The sequence below is a fragment of the Pseudomonas sp. PS02303 genome (assembly GCF_029959925.1).
GTDB classification, from domain to species: domain Bacteria; phylum Pseudomonadota; class Gammaproteobacteria; order Pseudomonadales; family Pseudomonadaceae; genus Aquipseudomonas; species Aquipseudomonas mandelii.
This window is the reverse complement of the sequence record NZ_JASCOM010000016.1, coordinates 29,894-47,718: the sequence shown is the minus strand read 5'-3', so window position 1 is coordinate 47,718 and position 17,825 is coordinate 29,894. Positions and strand designations below refer to the sequence as shown.

At 52.9% G+C, this 17,825-nt stretch carries 20 protein-coding genes and 1 pseudogene; 7 read left to right on the top strand and 14 right to left on the bottom strand.

Annotated elements, in window-relative coordinates:
* Positions 1-51 precede the first annotated feature (51 nt).
* The 9 genes and pseudogenes from QMX98_RS06915 to QMX98_RS06875 all read right to left on the bottom strand — a co-directional run bounded on the left by QMX98_RS06915 (position 52) and on the right by QMX98_RS06875 (position 8,065).
* On the bottom strand, positions 52-354 hold the full coding sequence (locus QMX98_RS06915; protein ID WP_010465122.1) for a hypothetical protein: 303 nt from the start codon (positions 352-354) through the stop codon (positions 52-54).
* Positions 341-919 (bottom strand): hypothetical protein, encoded by a 579-nt coding sequence (locus tag QMX98_RS06910; protein ID WP_154913192.1) that lies wholly within the window; start codon positions 917-919, stop codon positions 341-343. Before QMX98_RS06910 ends, QMX98_RS06915 begins: the two co-directional genes overlap by 14 nt.
* 58 nt (positions 920-977) lie before the next feature.
* Positions 978-1,568 (bottom strand): annotated as a pseudogene (locus QMX98_RS06905) (ATP-binding protein); the annotation flags it as partial.
* 250 nt (positions 1,569-1,818) lie between these two features.
* Complete coding sequence (istB, locus tag QMX98_RS06900) at positions 1,819-2,622, bottom strand: IS21-like element helper ATPase IstB (RefSeq protein WP_200646038.1); 804 nt, start codon at positions 2,620-2,622, stop codon at positions 1,819-1,821.
* Positions 2,615-4,114 carry an IS21 family transposase gene (gene istA / locus QMX98_RS06895; RefSeq protein ID WP_282410479.1) on the bottom strand — a complete coding sequence of 500 codons (1,500 nt, stop codon included), beginning with the start codon at positions 4,112-4,114 and terminating at the stop codon, positions 2,615-2,617. Before istA ends, istB begins: the two co-directional genes overlap by 8 nt.
* 180 nt (positions 4,115-4,294) lie before the next feature.
* Positions 4,295-5,233 carry a copper homeostasis membrane protein CopD gene (gene copD, locus QMX98_RS06890; protein WP_282410476.1) on the bottom strand — a complete coding sequence of 313 codons (939 nt, stop codon included), beginning with the start codon at positions 5,231-5,233 and terminating at the stop codon, positions 4,295-4,297.
* 3 nt (positions 5,234-5,236) lie between these two features.
* Entirely contained in the window at positions 5,237-5,620 is a 384-nt protein-coding gene (gene copC / locus QMX98_RS06885) for a copper homeostasis periplasmic binding protein CopC (RefSeq protein ID WP_282410475.1), read from the bottom strand.
* 370 nt (positions 5,621-5,990) lie between these two features.
* Positions 5,991-7,379 (bottom strand): heavy metal sensor histidine kinase, encoded by a 1,389-nt coding sequence (locus QMX98_RS06880; RefSeq protein WP_077750542.1) that lies wholly within the window; start codon positions 7,377-7,379, stop codon positions 5,991-5,993.
* Positions 7,376-8,065: a heavy metal response regulator transcription factor gene (locus QMX98_RS06875; RefSeq protein WP_024078225.1), complete on the bottom strand. Its 690-nt coding sequence runs from the start codon at positions 8,063-8,065 to the stop codon at positions 7,376-7,378. Before QMX98_RS06875 ends, QMX98_RS06880 begins: the two co-directional genes overlap by 4 nt.
* 207 nt (positions 8,066-8,272) lie before the next feature.
* Here QMX98_RS06875 and QMX98_RS06870 point away from each other — a divergent pair, with 207 nt between their 5' ends.
* The 4 genes from QMX98_RS06870 to QMX98_RS06855 all read left to right on the top strand — a co-directional run bounded on the left by QMX98_RS06870 (position 8,273) and on the right by QMX98_RS06855 (position 12,032).
* Entirely contained in the window at positions 8,273-8,626 is a 354-nt protein-coding gene (locus tag QMX98_RS06870; protein WP_282410474.1) for a co-regulatory protein PtrA N-terminal domain-containing protein, read from the top strand.
* A gap of 164 nt (positions 8,627-8,790) precedes the next feature.
* Positions 8,791-9,327, top strand: coding sequence for a plastocyanin/azurin family copper-binding protein (locus tag QMX98_RS06865; RefSeq protein ID WP_282410473.1), 537 nt, complete (start codon positions 8,791-8,793; stop codon positions 9,325-9,327).
* Positions 9,328-9,420: 93 nt separating this feature from the next.
* A complete protein-coding gene (locus QMX98_RS06860) occupies positions 9,421-9,672 on the top strand; it encodes a DUF2933 domain-containing protein (RefSeq protein WP_077750534.1) in 252 nt (83 codons plus the stop codon).
* Positions 9,673-9,674: 2 nt separating this feature from the next.
* Positions 9,675-12,032, top strand: coding sequence for a heavy metal translocating P-type ATPase (locus QMX98_RS06855; protein ID WP_282410472.1), 2,358 nt, complete (start codon positions 9,675-9,677; stop codon positions 12,030-12,032).
* 149 nt (positions 12,033-12,181) lie between these two features.
* Here the strand turns inward: QMX98_RS06855 and QMX98_RS06850 are convergent, their stop codons facing one another.
* From QMX98_RS06850 to QMX98_RS06835, 4 genes are read right to left on the bottom strand one after another with little or no spacing between them, the layout of a single operon-like run.
* On the bottom strand, positions 12,182-12,364 hold the full coding sequence (locus QMX98_RS06850; protein ID WP_050683282.1) for a DUF1289 domain-containing protein: 183 nt from the start codon (positions 12,362-12,364) through the stop codon (positions 12,182-12,184).
* Between the two features lie 2 nt (positions 12,365-12,366).
* On the bottom strand, positions 12,367-12,738 hold the full coding sequence (locus tag QMX98_RS06845; protein WP_050683283.1) for a hypothetical protein: 372 nt from the start codon (positions 12,736-12,738) through the stop codon (positions 12,367-12,369).
* A 39-nt stretch (positions 12,739-12,777) separates the two neighbouring features.
* Entirely contained in the window at positions 12,778-13,692 is a 915-nt protein-coding gene (gene dmeF, locus QMX98_RS06840; protein WP_050683284.1) for a CDF family Co(II)/Ni(II) efflux transporter DmeF, read from the bottom strand.
* 20 nt (positions 13,693-13,712) lie between these two features.
* Positions 13,713-13,988, bottom strand: a complete 276-nt coding sequence (locus QMX98_RS06835) for a metal/formaldehyde-sensitive transcriptional repressor (protein ID WP_050683285.1) — start codon at positions 13,986-13,988, stop codon at positions 13,713-13,715.
* Positions 13,989-14,352: 364 nt separating this feature from the next.
* On the opposite strand from QMX98_RS06835, the gene QMX98_RS06830 reads away from it, so the two are divergent.
* Positions 14,353-14,553, top strand: coding sequence for a heavy metal-associated domain-containing protein (locus tag QMX98_RS06830; protein WP_019821359.1), 201 nt, complete (start codon positions 14,353-14,355; stop codon positions 14,551-14,553).
* Between the two features lie 117 nt (positions 14,554-14,670).
* Here QMX98_RS06830 and flgB read toward each other — a convergent pair whose 3' ends face one another.
* Complete coding sequence (gene flgB, locus QMX98_RS06825; RefSeq protein WP_077750531.1) at positions 14,671-15,087, bottom strand: flagellar basal body rod protein FlgB; 417 nt, start codon at positions 15,085-15,087, stop codon at positions 14,671-14,673.
* A gap of 384 nt (positions 15,088-15,471) precedes the next feature.
* On the opposite strand from flgB, the gene QMX98_RS06820 reads away from it, so the two are divergent.
* Both QMX98_RS06820 and QMX98_RS06815 read left to right on the top strand, forming a co-directional pair.
* On the top strand, positions 15,472-15,678 hold the full coding sequence (locus QMX98_RS06820) for a co-regulatory protein PtrA N-terminal domain-containing protein (protein ID WP_050683287.1): 207 nt from the start codon (positions 15,472-15,474) through the stop codon (positions 15,676-15,678).
* 178 nt (positions 15,679-15,856) lie between these two features.
* Positions 15,857-17,818, top strand: a complete 1,962-nt coding sequence (locus tag QMX98_RS06815) for a copper resistance system multicopper oxidase (protein WP_050683288.1) — start codon at positions 15,857-15,859, stop codon at positions 17,816-17,818.
* Positions 17,819-17,825: the final 7 nt, after the last annotated feature.

Sequence of the window (17,825 nt, the reverse complement as noted above, 5' to 3'; positions counted from 1 at the left end):
CGGCCTTTCGAGATGAGCAGTGGAAGTCTGTGTTCACCGCTCATCAAAAGGCTAAAAAGGAAGTCTCATTTCTGACGCTTGTGCCGCATCAAACAGGCGCCGGATGAAATCGAAGTCGTTCCAGGTTTGGTTGGTATAAAACCGATGCTCCTTATTTCCGATCTCATCGATGTAATAGATAACGTACTCCGCATATTTCTCGTCGGCGTTGAAGCTGTAACGCAATGAAAGAGAAAAGTCCTTTTCCTTGAGTTTCACAAACGAGTTGTTGTCGTCATAACTCCAGGAGAATTCGCCTCTCTCCGTTCTCGCGGTGAGTGCTTTGATGAAATCGAGAAATCTAGGCGGTAGCATATTGACGCCCTCTGGCCGGGTTAACCTTTTCGAGGTTTTCTTTGATGTTTTCAAGATTGTGGTGAAGAAGGATTCTGATCGGCTTTTCGAGCGGAGCGTTTGCCGTCGCGAAAACCCCTTTTCTGATGGTGATTTCAGTTTCTCCAAGGATATTGTCAATCCTTTCGAACTCCTGACCTGTACCGGGTATTTTGGCAAACAGAATCCTGAAATGCTGATAGCACTTCAGCGCCAATGGATAGTTTTCGGTGTCCACATAACCTGCTGCTTCATTGAGCGTCGCAATGCATTCACTGACGGCCGAGGCGCCCTCTACAGCTTTTGCGTCCTTGAGTATTCTGTTGGCTTCTGCACTGATGCTGCGTGAGTAACGAACACTGTGCAGAACTTCGGATATTGAAATGATTAGCGCGACGATCGTAATGACTGTGCCAATGTAGGAAAAGTTGTTCAGGGTTGTCGGAGAGCCAACAACAATTTCCTGCTGCAATAGCGCCGCCCATACGATAGCAATGCTTATCAGGCAATAGACGAATCTGATCCAATGACTTCTTAGTAACTTCATGTATTACTGACGCTCTCTCTGAATAGTGATCTGAATGATTTGCTGGAATAGCCATCGGTTACGCTGAGGCTGGTCGGTATTGCAACGCTTCTGCCAAATGCTCGCGTGTAATTGCATTTACCTGTTCAAGGTCTGCCAGCGTGCGTGCGACCTTGAGCAGTCGATGAGCTGACCTGAGTGACAAGGTCAAACGCTCGCAAGCAGTTTCCAGCCAGGCTTCATCGGTTGCGGTTAACTTGCAGTGTCGACGCAGCCCTGGCAGATCAAGGAATGCGTTGGCACAGCCTTGGCGCTTGTTTTGACGCTCCCGGGCGTCGGCGACCAGTACCGCAGCAGTGGCGGTGTCATCACCGGGTTTGAGCGCAGGATTTAACGCCGTGGCTTCGCGCGCGACGGTCAGGTGCAGGTCGATCCGATCCAGCAGCGGCCCCGACAGTTTGTTGCGGTAGCGCTGGACCATGTCCGGTGTGCAACTGCATTTGCCGCTGGGTTCGCCAAGATATCCACAGGGGCACGGGTTCATCGCGGCGACTAACTGAAAGCGCGCCGGAAACCTCACGCGATCCTTGGCGCGGGAAATCACGATGTGGCCCGATTCCAGTGGCTCCCTTAAAACCTCCAACACCTTGCGATCGAATTCCGGAATTTTGCTGTTTGAGACGTTAATCACAAAAAGTTGTCAAAAATACGGTGATCACCTCCGCTGTGATTAGTCGAGTTTCGCGTTCGGTGTTGGCGCTGATTGAAAACTGACCCACCCTGCCGATTGAAAATTGACCCAGGGCGGATTGCTGTTTTTTGTCCCAGCAATTGTGAATAAGCTTAGCAGTAGTGTCCCGGTTGAACGGTCATCGAGCCCCACCGCATAAAGGCATGCGGCAGGGTGTTTATGGTGCAGATCAAAACGGTTCATCGTCCTCGATACCATCTTCGTCCTTGCGCTTTCGTTCACGTGATTTGATCTTTGTCTGCGCGGCCAGCGTGCTGTGTTGCAGGCGGTAGGACTCGTTGCCCGTTTCGACGATGTGGCAATGGTGTGTCAACCGATCCAGCAACGCTGTGGTCATCTTGGCGTCGCCGAACACACTCGACCATTCCGAGAAGCTGAGGTTGGTCGTGATCACAATGCTGGTGTGCTCGTACAGCTTGGACAGCAAGTGAAATAACAGCGCGCCACCGCTCTGGCTGAAGGGCAAATACCCCAGTTCATCGAGTATCACCAGGTCTGTCCGAAGCAGCCCTTGAGCGATTCGGCCACTCTTGCCGTCGTACTTTTCACGCTCCAGCAGATTGACCAGATCCACTGTGGAAAAGAAGCGCACGCGTTTGTTATGGGTCGTGATTCCGGACACGGCCAGGGCGCTGGCCAAATGTGTTTTGCCGGTTCCGGGCCCGCCGATGAACACCACATTCTGCGCGGTCTCTGTGAACTCCAAGCTCGACAGATCTTTGACCAGACGGGCATCTGCGCTGGAGGCGCTAAAGTCGAAGCCAGCCAAGTCACGATGCATGGGTAGTTTGGCCATGCTCATCTGATGGTTAACCGAGCGTACGGCGCGATCTGCTTGTTCTTGTTGGAGCAGATGTTCGAGCAGCCATTTCGACGACGCCGTCGAGGCCTCTCCTTGAGAAGCCAGCTCTTCCCAAGCGCTGGCCATGCCATGCAGACGCAGCTCTTTGAGTTCCGCCATTAGGTCACGCATTGCGATTCTCCTCATCGGTTGTACGGAGCCGGTCGTAGCGCGCTGTATTGGCGACAGGCGCTACCTTGAGTTGCAGGCTGGTTTCTGCGGAAGGAGGTGGTGCAGTAGAGGTCAGTCGAGCTAGAACATTCAGGATGTGATCGGCGCTCAGGCTTCCCGACTCAAGCACCAGTTCTACCGCCACGAGCACCGGGTCGAGACCGGCGATGGGCACAGCAGCCAGTACCTGCGTCATGATTCGATCACCGTTGCTGTGACGTCTCAGGCCCCGCTTGAGAAGCTGTAACGGCTTGGGCAGATCGGCAAACGGCGCGCCATTGCGCAGCGCACCGGGTTTGCGTTCGATGAGTGGGATGTAATGCTGCCAGTCAAAACTGACCTGATCTCGATCAAACAGACGCTCGTGGCTGGCGATCATCGTTTCATCGGCGATGACCACGATCCGAGAAGGATACAGACGGCTGCTGACCCACTGGCCGACTCGCTCACAAGGCACCGAATATCGATTTCGCGCCACGCTGATCAGGCAGGTGCTGGAGACCCGTACGGTGCGCTCGACGTAGCCATCAAAAGCCGTCGGCATCGGCATCATTTCGACCCGCTCCAGCTCCAAGACCTCTGCCACCGTCAGCCCGTTGTACTGCGGATGCACCAGCTCGCTCCAGAGTGCACGACAGCGTTGGCCGAGCCAGGCATTCAATTCTTCGAAGGTGTGAAACATGCAGTCTTGAGCGTCGAGCCAGATGCGTCGTCTGCTGTCTTGCACGTTCTTTTCAACGATGCCTTTTTCCCAGCCCGAGGCGACATTGCAGAAGTCCGGATCGAACAGGTAGTGCGCGCACATCACGGAAAACCGGGCATTGACCGTGCGGCCTTTGCCCTTGTTAACCTTGTCGACAGCCGTTTTCATGTTGTCGTAGATGCCGCGACGTGGCACCCCACCTAACGCACCGAACGAGCGCGTATGGGCATCGAACAGCATCTCGTGGCCTTGGCTGGGATACGCAACCAACCAGAACGCGCGACTGGCGCACAGCTTCATGTGGGAGACCTGAATGCGTCGGAACAGGCCGCCGATCAGCAGACCTTCTTCGCTCCAGTCAAATTGAAAAGCCTCACCAAGTGCAAACGTCAGCGGTACAAAGGCACGTAACGATTTGCCTTGCTCACCGTGCCACGAGCGGATGAAGGCTGTGAGCTGGCTGTAGCCGCCGTCATAACCCTGGGCTTTGATCTGCTCAAAGAGTGCTTTGGCGCTCCTGCGGTTGTGCTTTGCCCGAAACGAATCAGCCTTCAGCGCCTGCTCCAGCGTCTCGTGGAATGGGCTGAGTTTGTTGAAGGTAGCGCCCCGCTGGTACGCCGGCTGAGTGGCTTCGGGTGCTCTGACCCATTTTCGGATGGTGTTTCTCGACAGCCCGGTACGCTTGGCGATCTGGTGCAGCGACAGCTTGTCGCGAAAGTACATCCTCCGAATTTTCCCCAACATTTCCATGCTGATCACCCTGTGTTCTCCTGCTCGGAAAGTGAGCAGAAGTAGTTGAACACCTGGGTCAGTTTTCAGTCGGCAGAACAGCCTTTACTGGGTCAGTTTTCGGTCAGCGGCAACACGCGTTCGGGTCAGGTGAGATGCAGGTTTCCAAGAAGCTCGTCACCTCTCCGAAGTCAGGTACATCTATTCCGCGCTCATTTCCATTTCCGGACTTAAAGTGCCTAACCATGCGACAAGACAAATTATGACGACTGCCATTGAAAACTCGAGTGTCATGCTGCGGCGCAAAGCATTGACCGCGGCAGAGTATTCTCCATTTCGAACTGAACGCTCCAATACCGGACTTAGGTGAAAGCGGTTCAGCGTGGCTAACACGATCATCCCGGCAAAGAGCAGGACCTTCAAAAACAGCAGTACACCGTACGTAGTGAGCATCACTTCATCGAGATTTGGACCGATGACAAACAGGTAATTCACTACGCCTGTGATGCTTATAATCACTACGATTACAGCGCCGGCCGATTCAAAACCAGTCAGCACCCGTGCAAGAATTCGAGCTTCTTGTTCGCCCTTTAGCGATTTCAACCGCAGCAGTAGAGCGAATGCCAATAGAGCACCCAGCCAGCCACCTGCGGCTAGAAGATGGAATATATCGGTGATGAAATGCCAGTAGCGTCGGCTGCCTTCATCCATGGCGCCGTGCCCTGTCCAAGCCAACGTCGCCAACGCAATCGCTCCGCATACGGTGACGATCCAGAGACTGGGTGTCGGAAATCGCTTATTCAACGCGACGCCAATAATTGCCAACACCAAGGCAGCTATTCGGACCATCCAGGTCAACCCGACGTCGGTCCCCATGAGGACCATTTCAAAAATATGGTGATGTAGCTCCATAAGCTCCGACACACCGCTCATTGCTTTCGCAAGCAACAGCATGGCGACAAGGGATAGAGCTACACCTGCAACAGAAGTACCGTAAAGAAGCGACTCAAAATTCAAGACCGTGCCCGATACTCTTTCCTTTCCCCTGAGGCTGTACAAGCCGAAAATTGCCAATCCGAATAACAACATCAGGTCGAAATAAAGAGCAAAGCGAACCACAATATTTATTGAGTCGCTCATAAATCATTTCACTTTAAATGAGAAGTTGCCGGTGATCGGGTGAGTATCCGAGGAGACAGCACGCCATTCGACTTTGTAGGTACCGGTGGTCAGAGGTGCTGCCGGTGTAATCACCATCGTTTTCGGATCACCGCCACCAGCGACGGCGGCCTTAACACCCATTGGGGAGTTCGGCATGCCAGGCATATCGGTCATGATCAGTTTTGCACCGGAAAACTGAGTGGTGAGATTCTCAGAAAAGTGCAGTTCAATTTTCGAAGGGGCCGCCGCATTCGAGCCTTCTGCCGGAGTCGAAGAAAGGAGCTTTGGATGTGCTTGAACAACTGCACTCAGAAGCAAACCAGCGGTAAGTGCAACAGCTACGGTCGTAGTTTTAAGGAATGACATGCAAGGCTCCTCACAGCAAGAGCTGTTGATTCGAGGTTTGTTTGGGAATATCTAGTTTTTACTTTTCGATTCTTGTTAAAACCACTGATGATTAGCTAGTAGCCTCCTTGTTCTAGGGCAGGGTGAACACGAGAAACTCACTAGGCCCCAACGTCACAGTGCAAGAACACGATGCCACACGAACGCAAACTGTTCGATTACATTTCAGTCAGCTTGACGCGGGTGCTTGGCCGCGAATTGGCGGGCGTAGCGGGATTTAAAGACGAGACCGCGTGCCCGCGATACCAGGGTTTTCACTCATTCAAAAATAACGAAAGTGGACGCTGGGCGCAGGCTGAGAGATCGCCGTTGATCACAAATGCGCCGTTGATCAGCTGACCTTCAAGTCAACACTAGGAAACTCTAGATGGAAGGCCGTTTTTCCACTAAAGGACGTACACCATATCTTGCCATCATGCGCTTCAATTATTGATCGTGTAATCGACAGACCTAGCCCCGCGTTGCTTGGACTGCCTTCTCGCCGAGCTGGGTCCACGCGGTAAAAGCGATCGAACAGCTTTTCAAGGTGTTCGGGAGCAATGGGCTCTCCATGGTTCTCCACAACGACCAATACCGACATCTCCTTCTGCTGAATATCGACACTGATGGACTTCCCTTCATAGGTGTAGCGCAGCGCATTTGAGAGCAGATTAGAAATGGCTCTGTGGAGCATAAGAACATCGCCTCGAACACTGCCCCTTCCTGAAACCGTGAGCTCAATACCTCGCTCATCAGCCAACAGGCGGTAGTATTCGAGCAATTTCTCTACGACTTCCACCAGGTCTATCGGTTTGTTCTCGTGCGTGATCAGACCATTGTCAGACTTCGCCAGAAAAAGCATGTCATCAATCATTCGCCCCATACGCTTCAAATCATCAAGATTTGAGTACAGATTGTCTTCGTAGTCCTCGATATTCCTTTTTCTAGAAAGCACCACTTCCGTGTGGGTCATCAAGTTGCTGACGGGGGTCCGCAACTCGTGAGCAATGTCCGCAGAGAAATTCGATAAGCGAACAAACGCATCGTCCAACCTAGATAACATTGCGTTGAATGACAGCACCATTTGCTGAAGTTCTTTGGGAACCGGTGCTAATGGAATTCGTTCTTTGAGTGATTTAGCTGACATTGAGGCCGCGACCTGAGTGACTTGGCGAATAGGCCGCAGGCCACTGCTTGCAACCATCCAGCCCAGCGCCGCACTGACCAGCGCGCTGATCACCAGCCCTATCCAAAACCATCGCTCTAGCGTCTCGAAAAAGGACATGTGCTGAGTAACGTCAAAGATCAACATGACAGTCAATGGCTTGTCTTGCCCCGTCACAACGGCTTGTGCTGTCACGCCACGGAACATCTGCTCTTGATCTCGCCACTCCCAGACGTTGTTGTTTGGGATTGTGCGGAATTCCTCCGGAACATCGACGGGGCCGGGATCAGCAAACAGTATTTTGCCGCCGCCATCGATTATCAGGGCAGTCAAATCACGGTGAGCGCCAAGCAGCGCCTCCAGCTCAGGCTTAACATCACTGAATTGATCAATGCTGTTCAACCCCGTTAGAATTCTTTGAGTCGAATGGAGTTTTTCGTTCAGCGCCTGCTGATCCAGCATCTTGAAGTGATGCCGGCTGAGGTTATTGAAACTGAGTCCGGCAACGGTGAGAACGGCCGTTACCGCGAGCATGAACATCAGACTCATGCGAGTCGTCAGGGACATCCGGTTCATTCCGACTCCGAATCAGGTGCGTCGAGCATGTAACCCATTCCCCTTGAGGTATGAATCAACTTGACCTCAAAGTCGTCATCTATCTTGGCTCTCAACCTTCTCACTGCAACCTCGATAACATTGGTATCGCTGTCGAAGTTCATATCCCAAACCTGGGAGGCGATAAGTGACTTTGGCAGCACCTCCCCTCGACGTCGTAGCAACAGCTCAAGCAACGCAAACTCTTTGGCCGTAAGGTCTATGCGCTTACCTCCACGAATGGCCCGACGCTTGAGCAGGTCCACCTCCAGATCAGCCAATTTCATATAGGTTTGCGAGGGAGCGCCGTTACCCCGACGCAGCAATGTTCTGACGCGAGCCAACAGTTCAGAAAATGCGAAGGGTTTGATCAGGTAATCATCTGCCCCGAGTTCAAGTCCTTTCACTCGATCCTCAACGCGGTCCCGCGCCGTGAGGAAGAGCACGGGAACATCTTTTCCGGATGCACGAACCTTCTGAAGTACTTCCCAGCCATCCAGCCCGGGCATCATGACGTCTAAAATCAGCAGGTCATAGGCCTCGCTCAAAGCGTGCTGTAGCGCCACTTTGCCATTGGTAAAGCGATCCACATTGAACCCCGCCTCCGTGAGTCCTTGTTGCAAATAGATACCTATTTTGGGTTCGTCTTCAGCAACCAGAAGTCTCATGAGGGTGGCTCTCGGATAATGATGAAGCGCAGTCTGCAACGAAACACGCCAGCCAACCAGCAACTGACAGAAAAGTAATATTGGCTTCAGGTAGATGTCAGCGAGCGCTGTCTAGGGTTCAAGCATGAGTACTTCCTGGTGCTCGACCGACTCTTCAGCATGAAACGTTTGGGAGCCGGAAAAATCATTCCATAAGGAGTTGCCCCCATGAATCGCCTGAAAATGCTGTTTTTTGTGAGCTCAATACTCGTCTCAGCTTCTGTATGGGCTGAAAGTGGCGGAGACCGGGTGATAGAGCGTATGGAAGGCCTGCGCGACAGGGCTGAAGCCGTACTGATTCAAGCTGAAAAAGCCCCTGAAGGACAACGTCATGTCCACATGGCCGAGCATATGAAGATGCTCGGCGACATCATGAGCCAACTCCATAAAGATCATCCAGACGCCTCAATGTCACCCCAGCAGCACCTGACCTGGATGGAAAAACACGACAAAATTGTCGACGACGTTCTGAGTCAAATGCAACGCGAGCACAAGCTGATGCTTTCAGAGAACCACCAGTGAGCAACTCGCTGGAAAGAGCTTTTTAAACAGTCTTGTTGAATGCGGCGTCATCTGGACGCCGTATTTATTTCGAAAACTGACGGAAATGTAATGTTCAGGTCAGTTAACTGGCAGCTCCGCATCATTAGCATAGCCGGTGCTTCCCACTTACTCCCGAGGTCACCATGAAAGCTAAGCTCGTTACCCCAGTCATCGCAGCAATCACCCTGCTATTCGGTGCAACGGCCATGGCCGGCGTAGGTCATGGGAAAGAGGACATCGGTCGTCCTGGAGTCGCCTCTGAGGTTACCCGTACGGTGGAGGTTGAGATGGGTGATCTTTTCTTCAAGCCTGAAAGCATCGACGTAAAACCTGGTGAAACCATTCGATTTGTCCTTCACAATGAGGGTTTGATGCTGCACGAGTTCAACATCGGCAAAGCCGCTGCTCATGCAGCGCACCAAAAAGAAATGGTAAGCATGCTCCAGAACGGGACGCTGACCCCCACTGGTACCGGGAAAGCGATGAGCGACATGGGCCACAGCATGGGTGGAATGAAGATGGTCGGAATGGAACACAACGACCCGAACAGCATCCTGATCGAGCCAGGCGCAACCCAGGAGTTAATCTGGACCTTCAACAACAGCACTGGGCTTCAGTTTGCCTGCAACATGCCGGCGCATTATCAATCGGGGATGGTCGGTCAGTTTGACCTGAAATAAGCCAGAGCTGGCTGCTAACACCGCTTCGATACAAGAGTTGGCTACGCTCTGTCGCAGAGATCACAGCAATGCTCACACAGTGGGGTATAGATCATGAATAACCATCAGCATCCGGATGGAAACACCACCGCCCCATTTTGGAGGCGCAAAACAGGCGTTGTACTGATCATGCTTATTGCGATTGGTGCCTTTTACGTTTTGCGGGAGCATTTCAGCCACGTTTATCCATTTTGGCCTTATCTGATTCTGTTGATCTGTCCATTGATGCATTTTTTTGGACATGGACATGGCGGACATAGCCATGGCGATCAGACAGCAACCAACAAGGACGAAAAAGGGAAATAGCCATGCCTACCATATCGAGCCACCACGAACACAGTCACGCCCATGCTGCTCCGCTCAATGACGATGATCTGCGTGACCCGGTGTGCGGAATGGCAGTCACTTCACCAAGTAAATTTGGTGAGTCTTATCAGGGACAGGCATATCAATTTTGTAGCCTGAAATGCCAGGAGAAGTTTCGAGCTGATCCTGAACGCTTCAGCGGTAATGTTTCGAGCGCCGAATCCCGCGTCACCACTCCAGATTCTGCGGTACAAACAGGCACTGAGTTTACCTGTCCGATGCACCCGGAAATACGCCAGTCCGGACCCGGCAACTGCCCTAAATGTGGCATGACATTAGAGCCGGTCATGCCCGCGCTCGATGAAGAAGAAAATCCTGAACTCCGGGATTTCGCCCGCCGCTTTTGGTGGTCGCTGCCATTAACCGTGATAGTGACCGTGCTCGCCATGGCGGGACACTCGTTACAACTCCTCCATGGCTCGATCCAAAACTGGATCGAGTTCGCTCTGGCGACACCGGTGACTTTATGGGCAGGTTGGCCCTTTTTTGTAAGGGGCATAGCCTCTATTAGAAATCGCAGTCCAAACATGTGGACTTTGATTGGTTTGGGTACCGCCGCAGCCTACCTTTACAGCGTCATGGCAACGTTCTTACCCCAAAGCTTTCCCGCTACCTTTATGCAAGATGGACGTATCGGCGTCTACTTCGAAGCCGCTGCGGTCATCATCTCGCTCACCTTGCTTGGGCAGATTCTTGAGCTCAAAGCCCGATCGCAAACCTCCGCCGCCATTAAGTCCCTTCTCGGCCTGTCGCCCAAGACCGCACGCCGGATCAATGCCGATGGACAGGAAGAAGACATTCCTCTCACCCATGTCCACCTTGGAGACCATCTGCGGGTCAGGCCTGGTGAAAAGGTGCCAGTTGATGGCTCAGTACTGGAGGGTGAAAGTGCGGTGGATGAGTCCATGCTCACTGGCGAGCCAGTGCCGGTAATGAAGAGAGCTGGAGATAGCCTGATCGGCGCCACGCTGAATACACATGGGAGCTTGGTAATGGAGGCGCAGAAGGTCGGCGCCGAGACCATGCTGTCACAGATCGTACAGATGGTCGCTCGGGCTCAGCGCTCCAAAGCACCAATGCAACGAATGGCCGACTCGATTGCCGGCTACTTTGTGATGGGTGTTATCGCGATTGCGATACTGACATTTGTTGGTTGGGGGCTTTTTGGCCCTGAGCCCAGCTGGGTGTTTGGTCTGATCAACGCTGTCGCCGTGCTGATCATCGCTTGCCCCTGTGCGTTGGGTCTTGCTACACCCATGTCGATCATGGTTTCGACAGGTAAAGCAGCTAGCATGGGTGTGCTGTTCAGGGATGCCAGTGCCATCGAAAACCTTTGCAAGATCGACACGCTGATTGTCGATAAGACAGGCACGCTGACAGAGGGGCGGCCAGTGTTTCACAGTGTGGAGGCCACACCCAGATTCAATCCCCACGATGTTCTTCAGCTGGCTGCCAGCCTTGATCAGGGCAGCGAGCATCCCTTGGCTCATGCAATCGTCGATCACGCCCGAACCGAGAACATTAAGCTCACCAAGCCAGAATCCTTTGAGTCTGGTTCAGGTATCGGGGTCAGTGGCATCGTTGATGGCAAGAAGATCCAGCTGGGGAACACCGCGTTGATGGAAGCCGCAGGCGTGAGCACTAAGCCCCTACAAGAGCGTGCAGAGTTGTTGCGACTTGATGGCATCAGCATCATCTACCTCGCAGTCGACGGGGTATTGGCAGGGTTGTTGGCAGTATCAGATCCAATTAAGCCGACCTCCAAAGAAGCAGTCACCAAGCTCAAGGCTGATGACATCAAAATTATCATGGCTACTGGCGACGGGCTCACCACCGCTCGGGCTGTCGCCAGGGAGATGGGGATTGAAGAAGTCCACGGTGAAGTGAAACCTCAGGACAAGGAACGTCTGGTCGCAGACCTCCAGCAATATGGCAGGAAGGTTGCCATGGCTGGTGACGGTATCAACGATGCACCGGCCCTGGCGCGAGCAGATGTGGGCATAGCCATGGGGACAGGGACTGACGTGGCGATGAATAGCGCGCAACTCACGCTGGTAAAAGGCGACCTGATGGGGATTTTACGAGCACGGGCTCTTTCGGTCGCAACAGTAAAAAACATGCGGCAAAATTTGGGTTTCGCCTTTCTTTACAACTCAATGGGCATTCCTCTTGCCGCAGGCTTGCTCTATCCACTTACGGGACATCTCCTGTCGCCCATGATCGCTGCCATAGCCATGAGCGTGAGTTCTGCATCTGTAGTTTTCAATGCATTGAGACTGAGGAATACCCGAATTGACTGAGCTTCAAAATTGCAGCGCACTTGCCATGCGTTTGCATACGACCTGACCAGTCATTCGCATTTGACTGATCAGCGATTGAGAATTTGACCAACCAGACATCAAAGCTGAGGGGCTCATAACGACCCAAAGCGGTAAACCTGGGCAAGTGACTACCCATGTGCTTTCTTCAGTCCCTTCAAGCGCACATTCGCCCTTTGAACAGCGGCCATTTTTTCAGGCCGCTTCATGCGTTTCCATTTTCTGATGTCTTCCTTGCTTCGCCCACAGCTCACACACAGATCACCACTGAGTTGGCAAACTGAGATGCAGGGATTCTCGATTTCTTTAGCCATTGTCAGCCACCTTTGGACACACGTGATTGAGTCAGGCGGGTGTTCCAGTCACCTCCGTGAGTTCGCTGACACTCCTCCTCAGAGTCGAAGCGGACGTTAAGGTTTGAAGGGATCAGATCGATGTTGGCCTCATTCAACGCTAAGGCCGTCAACTCAAAGATGCGCGCCTTAGCGTTAACCAGGGCGCGCTTTCTGTCAGCCTGGGTTTCGAACACCCAGATTACATTCAGGGTTTCAGCCAATGCGTTCAGGTCAGCGGCATGAGTGAGCCAGGTAAAGCCTTCGATTTCACCTTTTGCTGTTTCGCATGCTTCGGTGAGCGTGGTCATCAACCGACGTTCGATTCGTGCCAGTTCACGTTTCCCTGGAGGCATTGCGGGTTCCTTTGGAGACAATGGTGGGGAGGCGCTGAATCAGACAGGTCGAAACTCGACCGTCAGATGGCTGACTTCGTAGACCGGCTTGAGACGTTCACGAATTCTATCGGCGTTCGCAGTGGCCTCACCAAGGACGCTGACGATGGCCGCATGGGCTTGCGGTCCAATCCGCCAGACGTGCAAGTCCGTGATAGTGGCATCCCCCGGTTTCTCAACCAGTTCGCGGATTTCCTCGGCAACGTGTGCGTCTGTCTGATCCAGCAGTACTCCTGCGGTTGCCCCCATCAAGGTCCATGCCCAGCGCGCGATAACAATGGCGCCGACAATGCCCATGACCGGGTCTAGCCAAACCCAGCCGAGATACCGGCCGGCGAGCAGTGCAGCAATGGCCAGAACCGAAGTCAGCGCGTCTGCGATGACGTGGACGTAGGCCGATTTCAGGTTGTTGTCGTTCCCGTGGTGGGCATGGCCGTGATCGTGATCGTGCCCATGACTGTGCCCGTGGCCCAGCAATAAGGCACTGACAATGTTGACGATCAAACCGGCAATCGCGATGAGCGTAGCGGTGCCGAACTGAACTTCCGTTGGCTGCAAGAGGCGCATGACAGACTCAATGCCAATTCCCAGGGAGACCATACCGAGAATCAGTGCCGAGGCGAATCCGCCCAAGTCTCCAACCTTTCCGGTACCGAAACTGTAGCGCTGGCTGGAAGCATGGCGTTTTGCGTATCCGTAAGCGGCCGCCGCGATGCCCAATGCGCCGGCATGGGTTGCCATGTGGAAGCCATCGGCCAGTAACGCCATCGAACCCGTGATATAGCCGGCGGTGATCTCGCCAACCATCATCACCACCGTCAGTGCCACAACCCAAAGCGTACGCTTGGCATTTTCGTCGTGCGCTGAGCCAAGGAACACGTGGTCGTGTGTGTAATTGATGTTGGTGCTGCTCATGAGTGTGTACCTAGATGCGTTCACTTGGCGTAACGGCGAATGGCTTCAAGAAGCTCTTCGACGCCCTTGTTACGCTCTTCTTCGCTGAGCGCAGGGTTCGCGACATGCTCCCGCGCGTGGTCCTCGATGATTTCCTCCATTAAGCCGTTGATTGCTCCGCGAGTGGCAGCAACAAGGTGTAGTGTTTTGGCGCAATCGAGATCCGATTCCAATGCCCGTTCAACGGCTTGGATTTGTCCGGCTATGCGTTTTACGCGTTTGAGAAGATTTTCTTTGTTTGCTGCAATATGGCCCATAGGATACCCCCCCTAGCTATGTATTGAGCATGATAGGCATACCCCCTATACCTATGCAAGACCAAGGAGCGGAGAGAGCATCTACAGTGCCTGGCAGGAAAGAGGCTTCAACTGCGAGTGAGGAGCGAGAGTAGCTGGAATGTCCGCCTCTGACCGTTCTCTCCCGGCCATGACCAAGAAGCGTACTGGTCGAATACGCTGCAAATCGTTTATCAGGTCAAATGCAAACGAGTGATTAAGTCTGTGCAATTACCCGTCAATGACACTCACAACCCGAAACATGTAACTGTTGACCTTGCCGTCGTGTCAACGTTGATGCTATCGGTGCGGTGAAAAGAGACCGCTCAGCACGAGAGGAATAACCATGTTCGTCTTAGATGTATCAGGCATCGGTTGCGGCAGTTGCGTCAGCAAAATCACCAAAGCGATTCAGTCACTGGACAACGAAGCTACCGTTTCCGTGGATCGGTCAGCCGGTAAGGTGAGTGTTGAAAGCAGCGAAAGCCCAGAGCAGATTCGTAAAGCTGTCGAGGCGTTAGGTTTTCCTTCCCAGATCAGTGCTTGAATGCTGGCACCTTTCCATGGTCAGAGCCCCGTATACAGGGGCTCCCCTTGGTTAACCCTCAGGAAGTACCGAAGCAGCCACGTCGGCCACAATTACCGCTCGCAAGCCCTTGCGCTACTAATCACCTCGCAGAGCTTTGAGCAAACCTTTGAATGCTCCATTCAACCTAGTAAAAGCGGCGTCGAAACGTATTCCATTTTCTGTGTACTTTGCGATCTCGACCTGCTGATCGACAGTATTTTGATCAATGGCAGGTTGAGCTGGTGTGCTGTAAAGCAAAGCACCTCCGTAAATATCATTTACTGATTCTTTTCCGGTAATGTGTTTTACATTTGTTGTTTTCAAAGAAATCGGAGTAGCAGGAGTTTCTTTTGTCTGGCTTTGCAAAAGCACAGTAGAAAAATCTAAATCTCGGGCCTTGAAGTTCGGCGTATCAGCGTTTGCGATATTGTTACTCAAGATTTCAGCTCTTTGGCTACGAAAAATTAACGCTCTTTCTGCGGAGCCAAGCGCTTTCTCAAAATTAATACTCACACTCAATCACCCTCAGTAGCGTTGCTATTTTTCATGAGCATCGAACACTTAAGTGTTGACGCGGTGCATCCAGGCTCACATATGCAGTTCCAGTGCAGAAACTAAAAAAACATCTGCACCTTGAAAGCTAACGGACACTTACAATGTTAAGCGCCTCAACTGATACTCAGTTAATAGCGGTGTAACGTTGGAAGATCGAGACCTTACGGATTAAATAGCGTGTTCCTCAAGAGAAATATCGCAACCTGACACAACTGTAATATTGGCCTAAGGTTCCTGACAGGGTATGAGTCTTATAGTCCTATTGAGCCTTAAGCTCTCCCCTAAGAATTGTCACTTGATGTGGATTCGAGGGGTTACCAATACTCATCCGAGGAAATTCAAATGAACCCCATCAAAACTTTGTTCGTCATCGCAGCCCTGACCGTCTCTTCTTTGGCTATGGCTGAAGGCGGTGGTGACCGGGCGTTCGCACGTATGGAAGTGGCTAGGAATAATTCGATGGAGTCGTACCAAGTAGCTCAAACGCAAAGCTCCCAACCTCCCGTCGCAGAAAGCCAAGCCAAAGCGATGGACCACAAGAATTGCTAAATAGCTGGGTACATTCCCAAGCTGACAGAAATGTAATCACTGTGGTGGTTTAAATGTGGCAATTTCTGAGCTCGCTTGCCGTAAGAGTTCGTTTTTTGTGACGGTGGGCGAAGCTCATCCGGGCAACTCATTGGTTGTTTCGTACGGCTTCCCTTTTGACTGATTGGACATAAACGGCATGCATTCCAAAACCTCTAGGCGGACATTCGTTAAAGGCCTGGCCGCTGGTGGCATTCTTGGCGGCCTTGGTCTGTGGCGCACTCCTGTATGGGCAGTGACCAGTCCTGGTCTGCCGAGCGTTCTCACCGGCAACGAATTTGATCTGTTTATTGGTGAAACCCCTGTAAACATAACTGGCTCGCCGCGCACAGCCATGACCATCAATGGTTCGTTGCCCGGACCTTTGCTGCGCTGGCGCGAAGGCGATACGGTCACACTGCGTGTGAAAAATCGCCTGGACCAAGACACCTCAATCCATTGGCACGGGATCATCCTGCCGGCCAACATGGACGGTGTACCTGGCTTGAGTTTCCATGGCATCGCACCCGATGGCATGTACGAGTACAAATTCAAGGTTCATCAGAACGGTACCTACTGGTATCACAGCCACTCGGGTTTACAGGAGCAGGCCGGTGTTTACGGGCCAATCGTTATCGACTCGAAAGAGCCTGAACCTTTTCAATACAACCGCGACTACGTGGTGATGTTGACTGACTGGACCGACGAAGATCCTAGTCGCGTCATGGCGAAGCTCAAGAAGCAATCTGACTACTACAACCATCACAAACGTACCGTTGGCGATTTCATCGACGATGTCAGCAAGGAAGGCTGGTCATCTGCCGTAGCCGACCGGAAGATGTGGGCTGAAATGAAAATGAACCCCACTGATCTCGCAGACGTCAGTGGGGATACTTATACCTACCTCATGAATGGCCAGGCGCCTAACGGTAACTGGACCGGTATTTTCAAACCGGGTGAGAAGTTACGCCTGCGCTTTATCAACGGCTCGGCGATGAGCTATTTCGACGTCCGCATTCCTGGCTTGAAAATGACCGTTGTGGCCGCCGACGGCCAACATGTCAAACCGGTGAGCGTCGACGAATTCCGCATCGCCGTGGCAGAAACGTATGACGTGATCGTAGAACCTGCCAGCGAAGAGGCTTACACAATCTTCGCCCAGTCCATGGATAGAACCGGTTATGCACGTGGAACCTTGGCAGTTCGCGAAGGATTAAAGGCACAGGTACCTGCGATTGATCCTCGGCCGCTTTTGACCATGGATGACATGGGTATGGGCGGTATGGCGGGCATGGACCATGGCAGCATGGCTGGTATGGGCGGCGGCGACATGTCAGGCATGGCTGGCATGGACCACAGCAAGATGGCCGGAATGGACCAAAGTAACATGACCGGGATGACCGGCATGGACAGCGGTGACATGACTAACATGGCCGGTATGGACCACAGCAAGATGGCGGGCATGGACAAAGGCGACACGCCCAACATGGCCGGCATGGACCACAGCAAGATGGCGGGAATGGACAAAGGTGACATGTCCAACATGGCCGGCATGGACCACAGCAAGATGGCAGGCATGGGCGGCATGGGTGGCGAAATGCAGACTCACCCAGCCTCCGAAACCAATAACCCCTTGGTTGACATGCAAGCCATGAGCCCGACACCGAAGCTAAACGATCCTGGCATTGGCTTGCGGAACAATGGCCGTCGCGTGCTCACCTACTCAGATCTGAAAAGCACTTTCCAAGATCCTGACGGCCGCGAACCCAATCGCACCATTGAGCTGCATCTGACCGGTCACATGGAGAAGTTCTCGTGGTCATTCAATGGCATCAAATTCTCTGACGCCGAGCCGTTGCGCCTCAAGTATGGCGAGCGTCTGCGCATCACCCTGGTGAACGATACCATGATGACCCACCCCATCCACCTCCACGGCATGTGGAGCGACCTTGAGGATGAGAACGGCAAATTCATGGTGCGCAAACACACGATCGACATGCCGCCTGGAACCAAACGCAGCTACCGAGTCACTGCTGATGCCTTAGGTCGCTGGGCCTATCACTGCCACCTGCTATTCCATATGGAAATGGGCATGTTCCGTGAAGTACGGGTTGATGAGTAAAGGAGAC